Here is a 14,956-nt window from a genome sequence, read left to right as displayed (position 1 = left end):
TCCCTTCCGGCGAGCCACCGCCCGCCCTGCTCCGCCGCGCAAAATGCAGCATGCCCGAAGAGCATTCATGCAAATTGCACGGAAGCCAAAATTGGCTATATTTTCAAGCTACTGATTTAAAAGGGTTTTATTTTTACCAGAACTTGGCACACTCGCTGCAACTACCTAGACATGCCCGCCAACTTGCTAGGAGCTGCACATGAACTTCCTCCACGAAAAATTCGTTTCCGTCTTCTCCGAGTACGAAGTGACCACTCAACCGCGTCCTGATGGCGCCGTTTTGCTGACCCTGCGCGATACCGACGGCAAGCAGATCAAACGCTCGATTTCTTACGCCCAGTTGCACACCCCTGAACAACTGACTTGGGTCATTAGCGCCATCCGTCGCGACCTGGCCGGTGAAGCCAGCCAGCTGCCAGCAATCAACATGCTGCAGAGCCAGAACCGCTTCGCGCTGCCGACCTATCACTCGGCCTGATCAGCCTGCGCTGATTTGCCTGGCAAGCGGTGCTTGGCCCAAATTGATCCACCTGAATTGATCCACCTACGTTGTTGCTCTACCTCTGTTTCTAATGCTCTGTCCTTGCAAAACCCGATACCTGGCGCATCCTGGTATCGGGTTTTTTTTCGTCTGGTGAAAGGCCGAAATCAGTCATCGAATCCTTGAAACCGGTCGTGCACAGGCTGCTCTACATACTCGGGGCGCCAGCCGTCTGGATCGGGCAGCACACGCAGCGCTACCAACCGCGGACGATCACTCATGTCCAGCCAGTAAGCCATGCCTGCTGGCACCGTGATTCGGTCATCGCGCTCGCATAGCACTGCGTACACATAGTCACCGGCATGCAGACTCAATTGAACGCGTCCGGCCACGACGCATAGCACCCATTTTCCGGCAACACGGTGCTCGCGCAGCCATTGGCTCCGGGTAGAGGTCTGCTGCCCGTGATCCTCGTCAATGCTGAGCACGTCCACGCTCTCGTAGCCGCCCTTGGCCATCCAGGCATCCACTTCGCCCTGGCAGGTCGTCATCACCTCCTCCGCGCTCATCTCGAACGACACGGGCAACGTCGCCTCGGCACGTTCGAAACCAATGGCCAGCTCGCCCAGGGTCGCGGCGATGTCTTCGAGGTGGCTCAGCACCTTGTTGGGAATATCCGGCGTGCTGCAGTGGTAGACGGTAAGGCGGGTCATGCAAATTCCTCGAGTGGGTCTCAGTGGCTGGCCACGGGCGCAGGGTCATGGGGTGTGCGCCTGAGCATGATCAGGGCTGCAGCGAACGCGGCAAGGCTGGCCAGGGCGAAGGTGCCCGCGGCGCCCAGCGGTTGCCACAGGTAACCGGAGTACAGAGCACCCAGGGCGCCGCCGACACCGGCCAGCGCTGCATACAGGGCTTGCCCCTGACCTTGTTGATGGGCACCGAAGCTGCGCTGCACGAAATGGATCGCAGCGGCATGGAAGCTGCCGAACGTGGCGGCATGCATCAGTTGGGCGAGTACCAGCAGCCACAGGTGCTCGGCGAAACTGCCCAGGAGCAGCCAGCGCACCGCGGCCAGGAGAAAACTGGCGACCAGCACCCGGCGCAGGGAAACGCGCGTCAGGATCCGGCTCATGGCCAGGAACATCAACACCTCGGCCACCACCCCCACCGCCCACAGCATGCCGATCACTGCGCGGCTGTATCCCAACTGTTCAAGGTGCAGGGTCAGGAACGTATAGTACGGGCCGTGACTGAGCTGCATGAGCCCCACGCAGCCGTAGAATGCCAATACACCGGGGCGAATCAATTGCTTCATGAAGCCGTCCCCCGGCGTACGACGTGTGCCTTCGCCGACGGGCGCATCCGGGACCCAGGCACTCGCCGCGACGATCCCGGCCATGATCGCCAGCAGGGTGTAGGGATAAGCATCCAGGCTGAGGCTCTCGAACACTCGACCCAGGCCCACCACGGCCAGAATGAAACCGATCGAGCCCCACAGGCGGATCTGGCTGTAGCGCGCCGTCTGGCCTTGCAGATGGGCCAGGGTCAGGGTTTCGAACTGAGGCAGCACGGCGTGCCAGAAGAAGGCATGCAAGGCCATGACCAGCGCCAGCCAGGCGTAGCTGGTGTCCAGCAGGATCAGCGAGAAACTGGCCAGCGTACACAGCGCACCGATGCGCACGATGGCCAGCCGTCGACCGGTGTAGTCGCCCAGCCAGCCCCACAGGTTGGGCGCCACGCAGCGCATCAGCATGGGAATCGCCACCAGTTCGCCGATGCGCGCGCTGTCGAAACCCAAATGGTGGAAGTACAGCGCCAGGAACGGCGCGGTCGAGCCCAGCAAGGCGAAATAGAACAGGTAGAAAGTGGACAGCCGCCAGTACGGAACGGTGTGTTCCGCTGGCGGCGACATCGTGCTCAAAGCTGGCCCAGCACCGGGGTGTCGACCTTGACGTCGGCGTTCTGCCCGCGATGGCGCAGCAGGTGGTCCATCAGCACGATGGCCATCATCGCTTCTGCAATGGGCGTGGCGCGGATACCCACGCATGGATCATGGCGGCCCTTGGTGATGATGTCGGCCGGCTGGCCATGGACATCGATCGAGCGACCCGGGGTGGTGATGCTCGACGTGGGCTTGAGGGCCAGGTGGGCAACGATCGGCTGCCCCGAGGAAATGCCGCCCAGCACGCCGCCGGCGTGATTGCTGAGAAACCCTTCCGGCGTCAGCTCGTCGCGGTGCTCGGTGCCGCGCTGGGCGACGCTGGCGAAACCGGCGCCGATCTCCACGCCCTTGACCGCGTTGATGCTCATCAAGGCGTGCGCCAGGTCGGCGTCCAGGCGGTCGAAGATGGGTTCGCCCAGGCCCGGCATGACGCCTTCGGCGACCACGGTGATCTTCGCGCCGACCGAGTCCTGGTCACGGCGCAGCTGGTCCATGTAGGCCTCCAGTTCCGGGACCTTGTCCGGGTCGGGGCTGAAAAAGGCGTTGTCTTCCACGCCGTCCCAGCTCTTGAAGGGAATCTGGATCGGGCCCAGCTGACTCATGTAGCCGCGAATCAGGATGCCCTGGGTGGCCAGGTACTTCTTGGCAATCGCCCCGGCGGCCACGCGCATGGCCGTCTCGCGGGCCGAGCTGCGGCCGCCGCCGCGGTAGTCGCGCTCGCCGTACTTGTGATGGTAGGTGTAGTCCGCGTGGGCCGGGCGGAACAGGTCCTTGATTGCCGAGTAATCCTTGGACTTCTGATCGGTGTTGCGGATCAGCAGGCCGATGGAGGTACCGGTGGTACGCCCTTCGAACACGCCGGAGAGGATCTCGACTTCGTCCGGCTCCTGGCGCTGGGTGGTGTGCCGACTGGTGCCCGGCTTGCGTCGATCCAGGTCGCGCTGCAAGTCGTCCAGGGAAATCGCAAGGCCTGGCGGGCAGCCGTCGACGATGGCGACCAACGCCGGGCCATGGCTTTCGCCAGCGGTGGTGACAGTGAACAGCTTGCCGTAGGTATTGCCGGACATGCAGGGCGCTCCGCGAAATCAACCGAATCAGACAGGGCGCCAGTATACGCAGGGTCGACGGCCAGTTCATCCCTGAACCTTACCCGCGCGTCCCAGTCCAAATCGCACTTCCCTGCATAGTGGCTCGATGATGTTGCGCACGACGTTCCGATTAGTTGCCCTGTTCCTGTTCGCCGGCAGCGCCGCTGCACTGGCCGCCACGCCCGACATCGCCAGACGCCCCATCGAACTGCAGACCGCCCAGGGCACCTTGTACGGCTCGCAGCTGGTTCCACGCGCCGACCGGCCGGTACCGGTGGTGCTGATGATTTCCGGCTCCGGGCCTACCGACCGGGACGGCAACAACCCCGAGGCAGGCCGTAACGACAGCCTGAAAAAGCTCGCGCTACTGCTGGCGCAGAACAACATTGCCAGCGTGCGCTACGACAAGCGCGGCGTTGCCACCGGCCGCAAGGCCACCCCCGACGAGCGCGATCTGAGCGTGGCGGGCTACGTCGACGATGCGGTGGCCTGGAGCGCGCAACTCAAACGCGACCCGCGTTTCGGCCCGCTGATCATTCTGGGCCACAGCGAAGGCGCGCTGATCGCCACCCTGGCGGCCCAGCGCGCCGGTGCCAACGCTGTGGTATCGCTGTCGGGCAGCGGTCGCCCCTTGGGCGAAGTGCTGCGCGAGCAGATCGGCGAGCGCCTGCCGGCCAAACTGCAACCGCGCAGTTATCAGCTGATCGAGCGCCTGGAAGCCGGACAGTACGACCCCGACGTGCCCCAGCCCCTGCAAGTGCTGTTTCGCCCGAGCGTGCAGCCCTACCTGATTTCGCTGCTGCGCCAGGACCCTGCCCAGGCCTTCGCAGCATTGAAAGTCCCGGCGTTGATCGTGCAGGGCAGCCACGACATCCAGGTAGGCGTCGGTGACGCACAGGCACTGCAGCGCGCCAAGCCCGATGCACAGCTGGCGATCATTCCCGGCATGAACCATGTGCTGCGCATCGTGCCGATGGACCTGCCGTCACAGCTCAAGTCCTATCGCGACCACAACCGTCCGCTGGCGGCGGAGCTGGGGCGTGTCGTGGTGCCCTTCATAAAGGGCCTGTAGAGAGCGTCTGCGCGGTGCGCATTCAAGAGCGGGTCGAGGTGGCCGATACAAGTGCGTGAAGAGGATCGCGCCATGACCGAACAAGACCCGCCACTCGCCGCCATCGATGAACCCGAAGAAGTGCCGCGGCCGTGGGCCGAAGTCACTACCGAGCAGTTCAAGATGCTGCGTCTGGCGCCCCTGCCCGCCGACCGGGCCACCGGGCCGCGGCCCTTGCGTTTCGTGCAGTTCGGCCTGGCCGAGCGCCACGACCCTGCCTTGAGCCTGTTGCGGCTGGACATCCAGCTGCCCGGCCAGCGCGTGCGCAAGGAGCAGAACCGGCTGGACGTGTGGGTCGACCATCACCTGCGACAGGTCAGCCTGGGCAGTGAAACGGGCCTGCAACTGGAGCCGGTCAATCGCGGCCTGGGCCGTTTCGTCATGGCCCAGGCCACCGCGTGGCTGCAGCATCACTGGCCGCACTACACACTGCAAGGCGCAACGCTGTCGAGCAAGGAAGCCCTGCAACCGGCTGGCCTGGATGGCCGCGACCATGCCCTTCGCACCCAGGGCCTGAACGTCGAATACGCCGACGTGCAACGCCTCAAGGGCCAGTATCATCCCATTGCCGTCAGCCAGTTGCTGAGCACCTGGAACCCGGAAAAGGTCCAGGTGGTCGAGGTGCTGGCGGCCAGCGAGATGCTGCAACTGGCCGAACAGCAGTTGCAGGAGATGGAGTTGAAACTGCACACCCAGCAAGAGCGGATCGGCAAGTTTTCCCGCGATGAAGGCGGCCTGCGCTTCACCATCGCCTGCCTGATTGCGTTCGCCGTATTCCAGGCCGCGCTGCTGATATGGATCGCCACCCACCGCTAGCATCAGCCGCGGTGACGTAAGCGAACGTGATCAGATGCGCGAAACGAACAGCGCCTGGTGCTCGCGGCACTGCTCGGCGCTGAGCATGAACACGCCATGCCCACCGCGCTGGAACTCCAACCAGGCGAAATCCACTTCCGGATAGAGCGCCTCGACGTGCACCTGGCTGTTGCCGACCTCGACGATCAGCAGGCCCTTGTCGTTCAGGTGATCCGCCGCCTCGGCGAGCATGCGTCGCACTAGGTTCAAGCCGTCGTCACCGCAGGCCAGGCCCAACTCGGGCTCGTGCTGGTATTCAGCCGGCATGTCGGCAAAATCTTCGGCATCGACATACGGTGGATTGGACACGATCAGGTCGAACCGCTGCCCCGGCAAGCCTTCAAAGCCATCGCCCTGCACGGTATAGACCCGTTCTTCCTGGCCATGCCGCTCGATGTTCTGATTGGCCACCTCGAGCGCCTCGAAAGACAGGTCTGCCAGGATGACTTCGGCTTCCGGGAAAACGTCGGCGCAGGCGATGCCGATGCAGCCCGAACCGGTGCACAAGTCGAGGATCCGCGCCGGCGGCTGGCTCAGCCACGGCTCGAAGCCGTTCTCGATCAACTCGCCAATGGGTGAACGGGGCACCAGTACCCGTGCGTCGACGATGAACGACATGCCACAGAACCACGCCTCACCGATCAGGTAGGCCGCCGGCACGCGCTCTTCCATGCGCCGCTTGAGCAAGTGCTGTACGCGCACGATCTCGTCGTCTTCGAGGCGGCAATCCAGGTAGCTGTCGGCAATTTCGTAGGGCAGGTTCAACGCGCCCAGCACCAGCAGGCGGGCCTCGTCCCAGGCGTTATCGGTACCGTGGCCGAAGAACAGTTCTTCGCCATGAAAACGGCTGACGGCCCAACGGATGTGGTCGCGCACGGTGCGCAAGCGGGAAGTGATCACAAAAGCTCCTCGGTCGAATCAAGCACGGATATTAACAGAGGGCCGTGGGCGATTTTTGCCATGTTCGCTCAATCCGATTCACAGAACGGCTCGAGCAGAGGACAATGCGGCAAAAGCCCTAGCCAAAGGAGCCCCCGATGTCCGTTCCAAAGACGATGTTCCAACTCAGCGGCCGCGGTTTCCCGCCCACGCGGATCGCCAACGCCAGCCTGATCATCATCGATGCACAGAAGGAATACCTCAGTGGCGACCTGGCCCTGTCGGGCATGGACGAGGCGCTGGCCAACATCGCCAAGCTGATGGCGGCGGCGCGCGCAGCCAAGCGTCCGGTGGTGCACATTCGCCATCTGGGTACTGTCGGCGGGCTGTTCGACCCCCAGGGCCGGCGTGGCGAGTTCATCGAAGGTTTCGAACCCCAGGGCGACGAAGCGGTGGTGGAAAAGCGCATGCCCAACGCCTTCAACAACACCGGGCTGCATGAGCTGCTGCAGAGCTACGGCCACCTGGACCTGATCGTCTGCGGCTTCATGAGCCATTCCAGCGTCAGCACCACCGTGCGCGCCTCCAAGGACTACGGTTATCGCTGTACCCTGGTAGCCGATGCCTGCGCGACCCGTGATCTGCCCCAGGGCGACGGTGTGCTGGCGGCAGCCAAGGTGCAGGAAGCCGAAATGGCCATCATGCGCGACAACTTCGCGGCGGTCGCCATGACCGGCGACTTGCTCTGACCCCCAGCCGGCCCGATCGCCATCGAGGATTCAATGAAGTCATCCCAGGGTTTCAATGCGCGCAGGCTCAGAAAACGTGGCCCTGGTGGTTGGCGTTACCGCCTGGGCGCGGCGCTGGGCGCCGTGCTGCTGACCCTTGGCCTGCTCTTGGCCATGGCCGGCATCGCCACTCTGCTGGGGCATCCACCGCAGGTCGCCGGGCTGGACACCACCGCCACCGGCGCTGCCATACTGGCTGGCGCAGGGGTATTGGTACTTTATCTGGGCCTGTGGTGCTGGCGTCGCAGTCGCCGCGGGATGCGCCGCAGCCGTGAACTCGATCTGGCCCCGCACCTGATGAAAAAGCACGATTGAGTCGCGTAGACTAGCGCTCCCGTGGTGGAGACCTTCATGCAAGACGACGAATTTTCCTTGTTCAAGGACCAGATGCGCGGCGTCAAGCCCATTCGGCACGACCGCGCCGACACCGGCAAGCCCAAGGCCGACAAGGCCAAGTTGCAGGCGCTGCGCCAGGCAGCGACCGTCGGGAACCGCACCACTACCGTCGATGGCCTGTCCGATCAGTTCGTCATCGACGTCGGCCCCGAGGACGACCTGCACTGGGCCCGCGATGGTGTGCAGGAAAGCCAGATGCGCAAGCTCAAGGTCGGCCAGATTCCCTTCGAAGGCAGCCTGGACCTGCACGGCATGACCGTGGAAAAGGCTCGCGAAACCCTCTGGGCATTCCTCGCCGAAGCCACCCGTTTCGAAATCCGCTGCGTACGCGTGACCCACGGCAAGGCCGTGCGCCTGGACGGCAAGCGGCCGATGATCAAGAGCCACGTCAACACCTGGCTTCGCCAGCACCCGCAGGTGCTCGGCTTCACCTCCTGCCAGCCCCGCCACGGCGGCGCCGGCGCGGTTTACGTGATGCTCAAGCGCACCATGCTCGAAGGGCGTGACGAATAACGCCCCGCTTGCACCCGTGCGAGCGGAGCCGTACCCTTCGCGTCTGCGAAATATTTCCCCACAGGTTTGATCATGTCCCTGGAACAGAACTACACCGAGATCCTTGGCCAGCTGGGCGAGGACGTTACCCGCGAAGGCCTGCTCGACACGCCCAAACGCGCTGCCAAAGCCATGAAGTACCTTTGCCGCGGGTACGAGCAGACTCTCGACGAGGTCACCAACGGAGCCCTGTTCAGCTCCGATGCGAGCGAGATGGTGATGGTCCGGGATATCGAGCTGTATTCGTTGTGCGAGCATCACCTGTTGCCGTTCATAGGGCGCGCCCATGTCGCCTATATCCCTAATGGCAAGGTGCTGGGGCTGTCCAAGGTCGCGCGGATCGTCGACATGTACGCCCGCCGCCTGCAGATCCAGGAGAACCTGGGCCGGCAGATCGCCGATGCAGTGCAGCAGGTCACCGGCGCGCTGGGTGTCGCGGTGGTCATCGAAGCCAAGCACATGTGCATGATGATGCGCGGTGTCGAAAAGCAGAATTCCTCGATGATCACCTCGGTGATGCTGGGCGAGTTCCGTGACAACGCGGCGACCCGCAGCGAGTTTCTCAGCCTGATCAAATAAGCCGTACCCCAATCTCGAGGACTGCCACATGTTGATGAAAGCCTTGCGTATCGGACTGGGCCAGGTGATCGTGGCGGGCGACCTGCTCACGCGGCCACCGCGTCGCAAGCGCAGCGCCGAGGCGCAGGCCGAGGTCGACCGCGCGGCCACTGGCCTGACGCTCTACCAGTTCCATGCCTGCCCGTTCTGCGTCAAGACCCGCCGCACGCTGCACAAGCTCAACGTGCCGGCGAGCCTGCGCGATGCCAAGAACGATGCCGTGGCTCGGGAAACCCTGCTGGCCGAAGGTGGCAAGATCAAGGTCCCGTGCCTGCGTATCGAGGAAGCTGGCAAGGTCACCTGGATGTACGACTCCAAGGTCATCATCAATTACCTGAACGAGCGCTTCGCGGCCGCCTGATCGCCATCGCCCAGCTGTATCGTCGATTGATCGCGCCGCTGTACCGCTTCTGGCCGCACGCCTTGGCTTACCCTTGACCGACGCTGTTCAGGACAAGGACCCGACCGCCATGCCTAACCCCATCACCTCTGCCCCGCTGCGCCCGTTGGCCGATACCGCGCCTTCTGCCGTAGTGGCCGGCTTCATCGCCATGATGACCGGCTACACCAGCTCCCTGGTCCTGATGTTCCAGGCCGGCCAGGCCGCAGGGTTGACCACCGCGCAGATATCCTCCTGGATCTGGGCGCTGTCGATCGGCATGGCGGTGTGCAGCATCGGCCTCTCCCTGCGCTACCGCACGCCGATCACGGTGGCCTGGTCGACGCCGGGCGCAGCCTTGCTGATCACCAGCCTGGGCGGCGTCAGTTATGCCGAGGCCATCGGCGCGTTCATTACCTGCGCTGTGCTGGTCACGATCTGCGGCCTGACTGGCAGTTTCGAGCGGTTGCTCAAGCGCTTGCCCGCCTCGCTGGCGGCCGCGCTGCTGGCGGGCATCCTGTTCAAGATCGGCAGCGAAATCTTCATCGCTGCGCAACACCGTACCGCCCTGGTGCTGTGCATGTTCTTCACCTACCTGATCGTGAAACGGCTGTCGCCACGCTATGCGGTACTGGCGGCACTGGTCATCGGTACGCTGGTGTCCGGGCTGCTCGGCCTGCTCGACTTCAGCCATTTCAGCCTGCAGGTGGCCCAACCTCAGTGGACCACGCCTTCCTTCTCCCTGGCCGCGACCATCAGCATCGGCATTCCCCTGTTCGTGGTCGCCATGACTTCGCAAAACATGCCGGGTATCGCCGTACTGCGCGCCGATGGCTACCAGGTGGCCGCCTCGCCGCTGATCTCGGTGACCGGCATCGCCTCGCTGTTGATGGCGCCGTTCGGTTCTCACGGCGTCAACCTGGCCGCCATCAGCGCAGCGATCTGCACCGGCCCGCAGGCCCATGAAGACCCCAGCAAGCGCTACACCGCGGCCGTGTGGTGCGGGGTGTTCTACGCCATTGCCGGCACGTTCGGCGCAACGCTGGCGGCGCTGTTCGCTGCACTGCCCAAGGAGCTGGTACTGTCGATTGCCGCACTGGCATTGTTCGGATCGATCATCAACGGCCTGACCCAGGCCATGAGCGAGCCCAAGGAGCGCGAAGCGGCACTGGTCACGTTCATGGTCACCGCTTCGGGCCTGACGCTGTTCTCGGTGGGCTCGGCGTTCTGGGGCATCATCGCCGGCGTACTGACGCTGCTCATCCTCAATGCGCGCAAGGCCTGAGCCGCACGTTCATTAAACGATTGTCATCAACCCGACTGAACCCCACCCGTGGCAGCGCTTTCACACCTGTACTTCCACTTCACAGAGGACACAGGCATGAATCGTTTCCAGGACAAAGTCGTGATCGTCACCGGCGCAGGCTCCGGGATTGGCGCCGCCACGGCGCTGCGCTTCGCCAAGGAAGGCGCGCGCGTCGTGCTGGTGGGGCGCACCCGTGACAAGCTCGAAGCGGTGGCCAAGGGCATCAAGCCCGGCCAGAGCTTGGTCGCCACCGGTGACGTGTCGAAATGGGACGACGTACAGCAGTTGGTCAAAAGCGCCGTCGAGCATTTCGGCCAGTTGGATATATTGGTCAACAATGCTGGCGTGGCGCCGTCGGGTGCCCTGACCGAGGCCTCGCTCGAGGACTGGCGCAGCGTGATGTCGATCGACGTCGACGGCGTCTTCTACGGTTGCCGCGCCGCCATGCCGCATCTGCTCAAGAGTGGCGGCAGCATCATCAACGTGTCGTCGGTGTCAGGCCTGGGTGGCGACTGGGGCATGAGTTTCTACAACGCTGCGAAGGGCGCGGTCAGTAACTTCACCCGCTCCCTGGCCCTTGAATACGGCGGCCAAGGCGTACGAGTGAACGCTGTATGCCCTGCCCTGACCAAGAGCGAATTGACCGCCGGCATGGCCGAGGATAAGGCCCTGATGGACAAATTCGCCGAGCGCATTCCCATGGGCCGCGCGGCCGAGGCCGAAGAAGTGGCGGACGTGATTGCCTTCCTCGCCAGCCACGATGCGCGTTTCGTCAACGGCGTGAACCTGCCGGTCGACGGCGGGCTGCACGCGTCCAACGGTCAGCCCAAGCAGGCCTGATCAGGCGTTGATCTGTGCCACCACATCGGCCAGCGCCTGGGCAGGGTCGGCGGCCTGGCTGATCGGACGGCCGATCACCAGGTAGTCGGACCCGGCATCCAGCGCCTGGCGTGGGGTGAGGATACGGCGTTGGTCGTCCTGGGCACTACCCGCCGGGCGAATGCCGGGCGTAACCAGTTGCAGGGCTGGATGGGCTGCCTTCAACGCCTGCGCTTCGAGTGCCGAACAGACCAGGCCGTCCATACCGGCCTTTTGCGCCAGGGCCGCGAGGCGCAGCACTTGCTCCTGCGGCTCGATGTCCAGGCCGATGGCGGCGAGGTCTTCGCGCTCCATGCTGGTCAGCACGGTCACCCCGATCAACAGCGGCTTGGCACCGGAGCGTTGCTCCAGCACCTCGCGGCAGGCCGCCATCATGCGCAGGCCACCGGAACAATGCACGTTGACCATCCAGACGCCCATCTCCGCGGCCGCCTTGACGGCCATGGCGGTGGTGTTGGGGATGTCGTGGAATTTCAGATCCAGGAACACTTCGAAGCCCTTGGCGTTCAAGGTTTCGACGATGCCCGACGCGCTGCTGGTGAACAGCTCCTTGCCTACCTTGACCCGGCACAGTTTGGGATCCAGCTGATCGGCCAACTTCAGGGCCGCCTCGCGGGTCGGGTAATCCAGGGCGACGATGATGGGAGTCTGGCAGGCGGACATGGCGGGCTCTCTGAAGGCGGGTCGAAATCGGCGCGCATTGTAGCGGATTTTGCCGGGCCGCGGGCGTCGCCCACGCTCACCTGCAGTGACGTGAAGCGGCGACTCGGCTTGGCCGTAACAGGCTATGATGGAACCACTGCGACACCCTGTCGCTCCAACAATCACAAGCGCCGCGCATTTTCGGCGCACCCTTCGAGGAGTGTCCCATGCCCTGGTATGCCTGGTTGATCTTGTTGGTGGCCATCGGCTCGATCGTCGGTGGATTGATGGTGCTCAAGCAGAGCGCCCAGAAGCTGCCATTGACCGATGAGCAGCTCAAGAAGGTGCACGAGCGCAATGCCGAAATGGATGCCAAGGACGCACGCAACCGCTGATGGGCATTGGACCTCCCAAGTGTGCCTGCACTTGGGAGAGTCATCGGCACTTTTGCGGTTATCCCAGAAAAGCTTGCATGAGCCTGTGCATAAGCTGGGTGCAATACCCTGCAGACCACGGCCCGCAAGCGTCTCCGACCGTTGCTCAAAAAACGAGCGGTTTCAATGGGTTGTACACATTCGACGTGCACCTGCCTGTGGATAAGCTTGGGAGAACACGCCGTGAGCCACGGCCCGCAAGGCTTTGCCGATACTGATCAATTTTCGATCAACTTTCTTCCCCACCCCAGCCGTCCCGTGCCGCGCCCTTGATTGCCTCAAGCAGCATGGCGAACGCCGGATTGTCATTGCTCTCGCGCCAGATCAAGTGCAGTTCGCTCTGCACACCCCCCCCCAGATCGATATCGCGGAACACCACATTCTTGAAGACCACGCTGGTGGCGCAGCGCGGCACCAACGCCACCCCCATGCCAGCGTTGACCAGCGCCAGGATGGTCAGCGACGACCCCAGCCACTGCACGTATTGCGGGGTCACCTGAGCCGAACGCAGCATGCCGGTGAGCAATTCGTTGAACGGTGGATAGGCGGCGTGCGAGTACATCAGGAAGGGTTCGCCGTCCAGATCCTGCACACGTACCTGGGCTGCATTGGCCAGCCGATGGGTGGCCGGCGTTGCCAGCACGAACGGCTCGCGCACCAGGCATTCGGTCAGGTAACCGCTGTCGAGCAACGGCGCGCGGGCGATGCCCAGATCGATACGCCGGGCACGCAAGGCCTCGTGCTGCTGGTAGGTGTTCATCTCCGACAGGTCGATTTTCACCTGCGGTTGCTTGAGCCGCGCTTCGGCGATGACCTTGGGCAGGAATTCGTACACCGCGCTGCCGACGAAAGCGATGTTCACCGAGCCGATGTCGCCATCGGCGAAACGCCGCGCAGAAAGCGCGGCTTGCTGCGCGCGTTCCAGCAGGTTCTGCGCTTCGACGAAAAAGGCCCGTCCCGCTGCGGTCAACGCCACGCTGCGCGTGCTGCGGGTGAACAGCTCCACGCCCAGCTGATGCTCCAGCAACTGAATCTGCCGACTCAGCGGCGGCTGGGTCATGTTGAGCCGCTCGGCGGCCCGTCGAAAGTTGAGCTCGGTGGCCACGGTAGTGAAGCAACGGAGCTGACTGAGTTCGAACATTGATTCAACCTCGGTATCAATCAAGTGCCAACTTGAATTGGACTGAAACAATACCCCAAGTTCATGATCGAGCCCTCCTAAAAAAATAACGATCGGAGTCGCCCTTGAACGTTCAATCCGGTGCCATCGACCCCAGCGTGCTTGCCAGCGCGGTGGCCAAGGTCAAACGGCATGTGCTGCCACTCTTCGTCGTGATGTTCATCGTCAATTACATTGACCGGGTGAACATCGGTTTCGTCCGTACCCACATGGAAACCGACCTGGGCATTGGCGCGGCGGCCTACGGTTTGGGTGCAGGGCTGTTCTTCGTCGGCTATGCGCTGTTCGAAGTGCCTTCCAACATGCTTCTGCAGCGCTTCGGCGCGCGCGCCTGGTTGACCCGGATCATGTTCACCTGGGGCCTGGTGGCCATGGGCATGGCGTTCGTCCAGGGTGAAACCAGCTTCTACGTCATGCGCTTCCTGCTCGGGGTCACCGAGGCGGGCTTCTATCCCGGCGTGCTCTACTACTTTACCCAGTGGTTGCCGGCCAGCGAACGCGGCAAGGCCATGGCGATCTTCCTCAGTGGCTCGGCGATCGCCTCGATCATCTCCGGCCCGATCACCGGCGCCCTGCTGAGCGTGACCGGGCTGGGCCTGCATGGCTGGCAGTGGATGTTCCTGATCGAAGGCGGCGCCTCGGTGGCGCTGTGCGGGTTCGTCTACTACTGGCTGCAATCGCACATCCATGAGGCCAAGTGGCTCACCCCTGCCGAGCAGACGACCCTGAGCGGGGTAATCGCCGAGGAGCAGCGTGCCCGCGAAGCCGAGCACGTGGTCAAGCCATCGATCTTCAAGCTGCTCGCCGACACGCAGATCCTGGTGTTCTGCTTCATCTTCTTTTCGGTGGCGCTGACCATCTACGGCGCTACGTTCTGGCTGCCGAGCATGATCAAGAAGATGGGCAACGTGTCCGACTTCGAAGTGGGTCTGTTCAACTCCATTCCCTGGATCATCTCGATTGCCGCCATGTATGGCTTCGCCGCACTGGCTGCGCGCTTCAAGCATCAGCAGGCATGGGTGGCGACGACGCTGCTGATCGCAGCCGCTGGCATGTTCATGTCGACCTACGGCGGGCCGGTGTTCGCCTTCGTCGCGATCTGTTTTGCCGCGGTGGGTTTCAAGGCAGCCTCGGCCCTGTTCTGGCCCATCCCCCAGGCCTATCTGGACGCCCGGATCGCCGCCGCCGTGCTGGCGCTGATCAATTCGGTGGGCAACCTGGGCGGCTTCGTCGCGCCCACCGTGTTCGGCTTTTTGGAAGAGAAGACCGGCTCGATCCAGGGCGGCCTGTACGGTCTGGCCGCCACCTCGGTGCTGGCCGCAATCGTGGTGTTCTTCGCCCGTACCCGGCCGCGCGGGCACAAGCCCGATGACAAGCCACTGCAACCCGCCGCCGCGCACTGACCGCCGCGCCCCCACAAGGAACG

18 protein-coding genes are annotated in these 14,956 nt (G+C 63.5%); 12 read left to right on the top strand and 6 right to left on the bottom strand.

Annotated features, from left to right (window positions below):
• The first annotated feature begins 199 nt into the window (after nucleotides 1-199).
• On the top strand, nucleotides 200-478 hold the full coding sequence (locus LT40_RS01305) for a DUF3509 domain-containing protein (RefSeq protein WP_043185483.1): 279 nt from the start codon (nucleotides 200-202) through the stop codon (nucleotides 476-478).
• A 170-nt stretch (nucleotides 479-648) separates the two neighbouring features.
• Here the strand turns inward: LT40_RS01305 and LT40_RS01300 are convergent, their stop codons facing one another.
• The 3 genes from LT40_RS01300 to aroC are packed head-to-tail and all read right to left on the bottom strand — an operon-like array spanning nucleotide 649 to nucleotide 3,490.
• Nucleotides 649-1,194 (bottom strand): hypothetical protein, encoded by a 546-nt coding sequence (locus LT40_RS01300; RefSeq protein WP_043185478.1) that lies wholly within the window; start codon nucleotides 1,192-1,194, stop codon nucleotides 649-651.
• 20 nt (nucleotides 1,195-1,214) lie between these two features.
• The gene (locus LT40_RS01295) at nucleotides 1,215-2,393 is read right to left on the bottom strand and encodes an MFS transporter (protein ID WP_052393173.1); all 1,179 of its coding nucleotides are present in this window, start codon (nucleotides 2,391-2,393) and stop codon (nucleotides 1,215-1,217) included.
• A 5-nt stretch (nucleotides 2,394-2,398) separates the two neighbouring features.
• A complete protein-coding gene (gene aroC / locus LT40_RS01290) occupies nucleotides 2,399-3,490 on the bottom strand; it encodes a chorismate synthase (RefSeq protein ID WP_043185474.1) in 1,092 nt (363 codons plus the stop codon).
• A 127-nt stretch (nucleotides 3,491-3,617) separates the two neighbouring features.
• On the opposite strand from aroC, the gene LT40_RS01285 reads away from it, so the two are divergent.
• The gene (locus LT40_RS01285; RefSeq protein ID WP_043185470.1) at nucleotides 3,618-4,583 is read left to right on the top strand and encodes an alpha/beta hydrolase; all 966 of its coding nucleotides are present in this window, start codon (nucleotides 3,618-3,620) and stop codon (nucleotides 4,581-4,583) included.
• 72 nt (nucleotides 4,584-4,655) lie between these two features.
• Nucleotides 4,656-5,438, top strand: coding sequence for a hypothetical protein (locus LT40_RS01280; protein WP_043185467.1), 783 nt, complete (start codon nucleotides 4,656-4,658; stop codon nucleotides 5,436-5,438).
• 30 nt (nucleotides 5,439-5,468) lie between these two features.
• On the opposite strand, the gene prmB is transcribed toward LT40_RS01280, so the two are convergent.
• Complete coding sequence (prmB, locus tag LT40_RS01275) at nucleotides 5,469-6,377, bottom strand: 50S ribosomal protein L3 N(5)-glutamine methyltransferase (protein WP_043185463.1); 909 nt, start codon at nucleotides 6,375-6,377, stop codon at nucleotides 5,469-5,471.
• 137 nt (nucleotides 6,378-6,514) lie between these two features.
• On the opposite strand from prmB, the gene LT40_RS01270 reads away from it, so the two are divergent.
• The 7 genes from LT40_RS01270 to budC all read left to right on the top strand — a co-directional run bounded on the left by LT40_RS01270 (nucleotide 6,515) and on the right by budC (nucleotide 11,235).
• Complete coding sequence (locus LT40_RS01270) at nucleotides 6,515-7,105, top strand: cysteine hydrolase family protein (RefSeq protein WP_043185460.1); 591 nt, start codon at nucleotides 6,515-6,517, stop codon at nucleotides 7,103-7,105.
• 33 nt (nucleotides 7,106-7,138) lie between these two features.
• Entirely contained in the window at nucleotides 7,139-7,459 is a 321-nt protein-coding gene (locus tag LT40_RS01265) for a hypothetical protein (protein WP_043185456.1), read from the top strand.
• A 36-nt stretch (nucleotides 7,460-7,495) separates the two neighbouring features.
• A complete protein-coding gene (locus LT40_RS01260; RefSeq protein WP_043185453.1) occupies nucleotides 7,496-8,053 on the top strand; it encodes a Smr/MutS family protein in 558 nt (185 codons plus the stop codon).
• A 72-nt stretch (nucleotides 8,054-8,125) separates the two neighbouring features.
• Nucleotides 8,126-8,671, top strand: a complete 546-nt coding sequence (folE, locus tag LT40_RS01255) for a GTP cyclohydrolase I FolE (protein WP_043185450.1) — start codon at nucleotides 8,126-8,128, stop codon at nucleotides 8,669-8,671.
• Between the two features lie 28 nt (nucleotides 8,672-8,699).
• Complete coding sequence (locus LT40_RS01250) at nucleotides 8,700-9,071, top strand: glutaredoxin (protein WP_043185446.1); 372 nt, start codon at nucleotides 8,700-8,702, stop codon at nucleotides 9,069-9,071.
• A gap of 109 nt (nucleotides 9,072-9,180) precedes the next feature.
• Nucleotides 9,181-10,374: a benzoate/H(+) symporter BenE family transporter gene (locus LT40_RS01245; RefSeq protein ID WP_043185443.1), complete on the top strand. Its 1,194-nt coding sequence runs from the start codon at nucleotides 9,181-9,183 to the stop codon at nucleotides 10,372-10,374.
• Nucleotides 10,375-10,470: 96 nt separating this feature from the next.
• Nucleotides 10,471-11,235, top strand: a complete 765-nt coding sequence (gene budC / locus LT40_RS01240; protein ID WP_043185440.1) for a meso-2,3-butanediol dehydrogenase — start codon at nucleotides 10,471-10,473, stop codon at nucleotides 11,233-11,235.
• On the opposite strand, the gene pyrF is transcribed toward budC, so the two are convergent.
• Nucleotides 11,236-11,937 (bottom strand): orotidine-5'-phosphate decarboxylase, encoded by a 702-nt coding sequence (gene pyrF, locus LT40_RS01235; RefSeq protein WP_043185434.1) that lies wholly within the window; start codon nucleotides 11,935-11,937, stop codon nucleotides 11,236-11,238.
• Nucleotides 11,938-12,143: 206 nt separating this feature from the next.
• Between pyrF and LT40_RS21030 the strand changes: the two genes are divergently transcribed.
• Nucleotides 12,144-12,311 (top strand): DUF2897 family protein, encoded by a 168-nt coding sequence (locus LT40_RS21030; RefSeq protein WP_084139696.1) that lies wholly within the window; start codon nucleotides 12,144-12,146, stop codon nucleotides 12,309-12,311.
• 268 nt (nucleotides 12,312-12,579) lie between these two features.
• On the opposite strand, the gene LT40_RS01230 is transcribed toward LT40_RS21030, so the two are convergent.
• Complete coding sequence (locus tag LT40_RS01230; protein ID WP_043185432.1) at nucleotides 12,580-13,491, bottom strand: LysR family transcriptional regulator; 912 nt, start codon at nucleotides 13,489-13,491, stop codon at nucleotides 12,580-12,582.
• A gap of 137 nt (nucleotides 13,492-13,628) precedes the next feature.
• Between LT40_RS01230 and LT40_RS01225 the strand changes: the two genes are divergently transcribed.
• The gene (locus LT40_RS01225) at nucleotides 13,629-14,933 is read left to right on the top strand and encodes an MFS transporter (RefSeq protein ID WP_043193203.1); all 1,305 of its coding nucleotides are present in this window, start codon (nucleotides 13,629-13,631) and stop codon (nucleotides 14,931-14,933) included.
• The last annotated feature ends 23 nt before the right edge of the window (nucleotides 14,934-14,956 follow it).

The organism is Pseudomonas rhizosphaerae, assembly GCF_000761155.1.
Lineage (GTDB): Bacteria > Pseudomonadota > Gammaproteobacteria > Pseudomonadales > Pseudomonadaceae > Aquipseudomonas > Aquipseudomonas rhizosphaerae.
The sequence above is the reverse complement of the archived record's forward strand: the minus strand, read 5'-3'. Positions and strand labels throughout refer to the sequence as shown.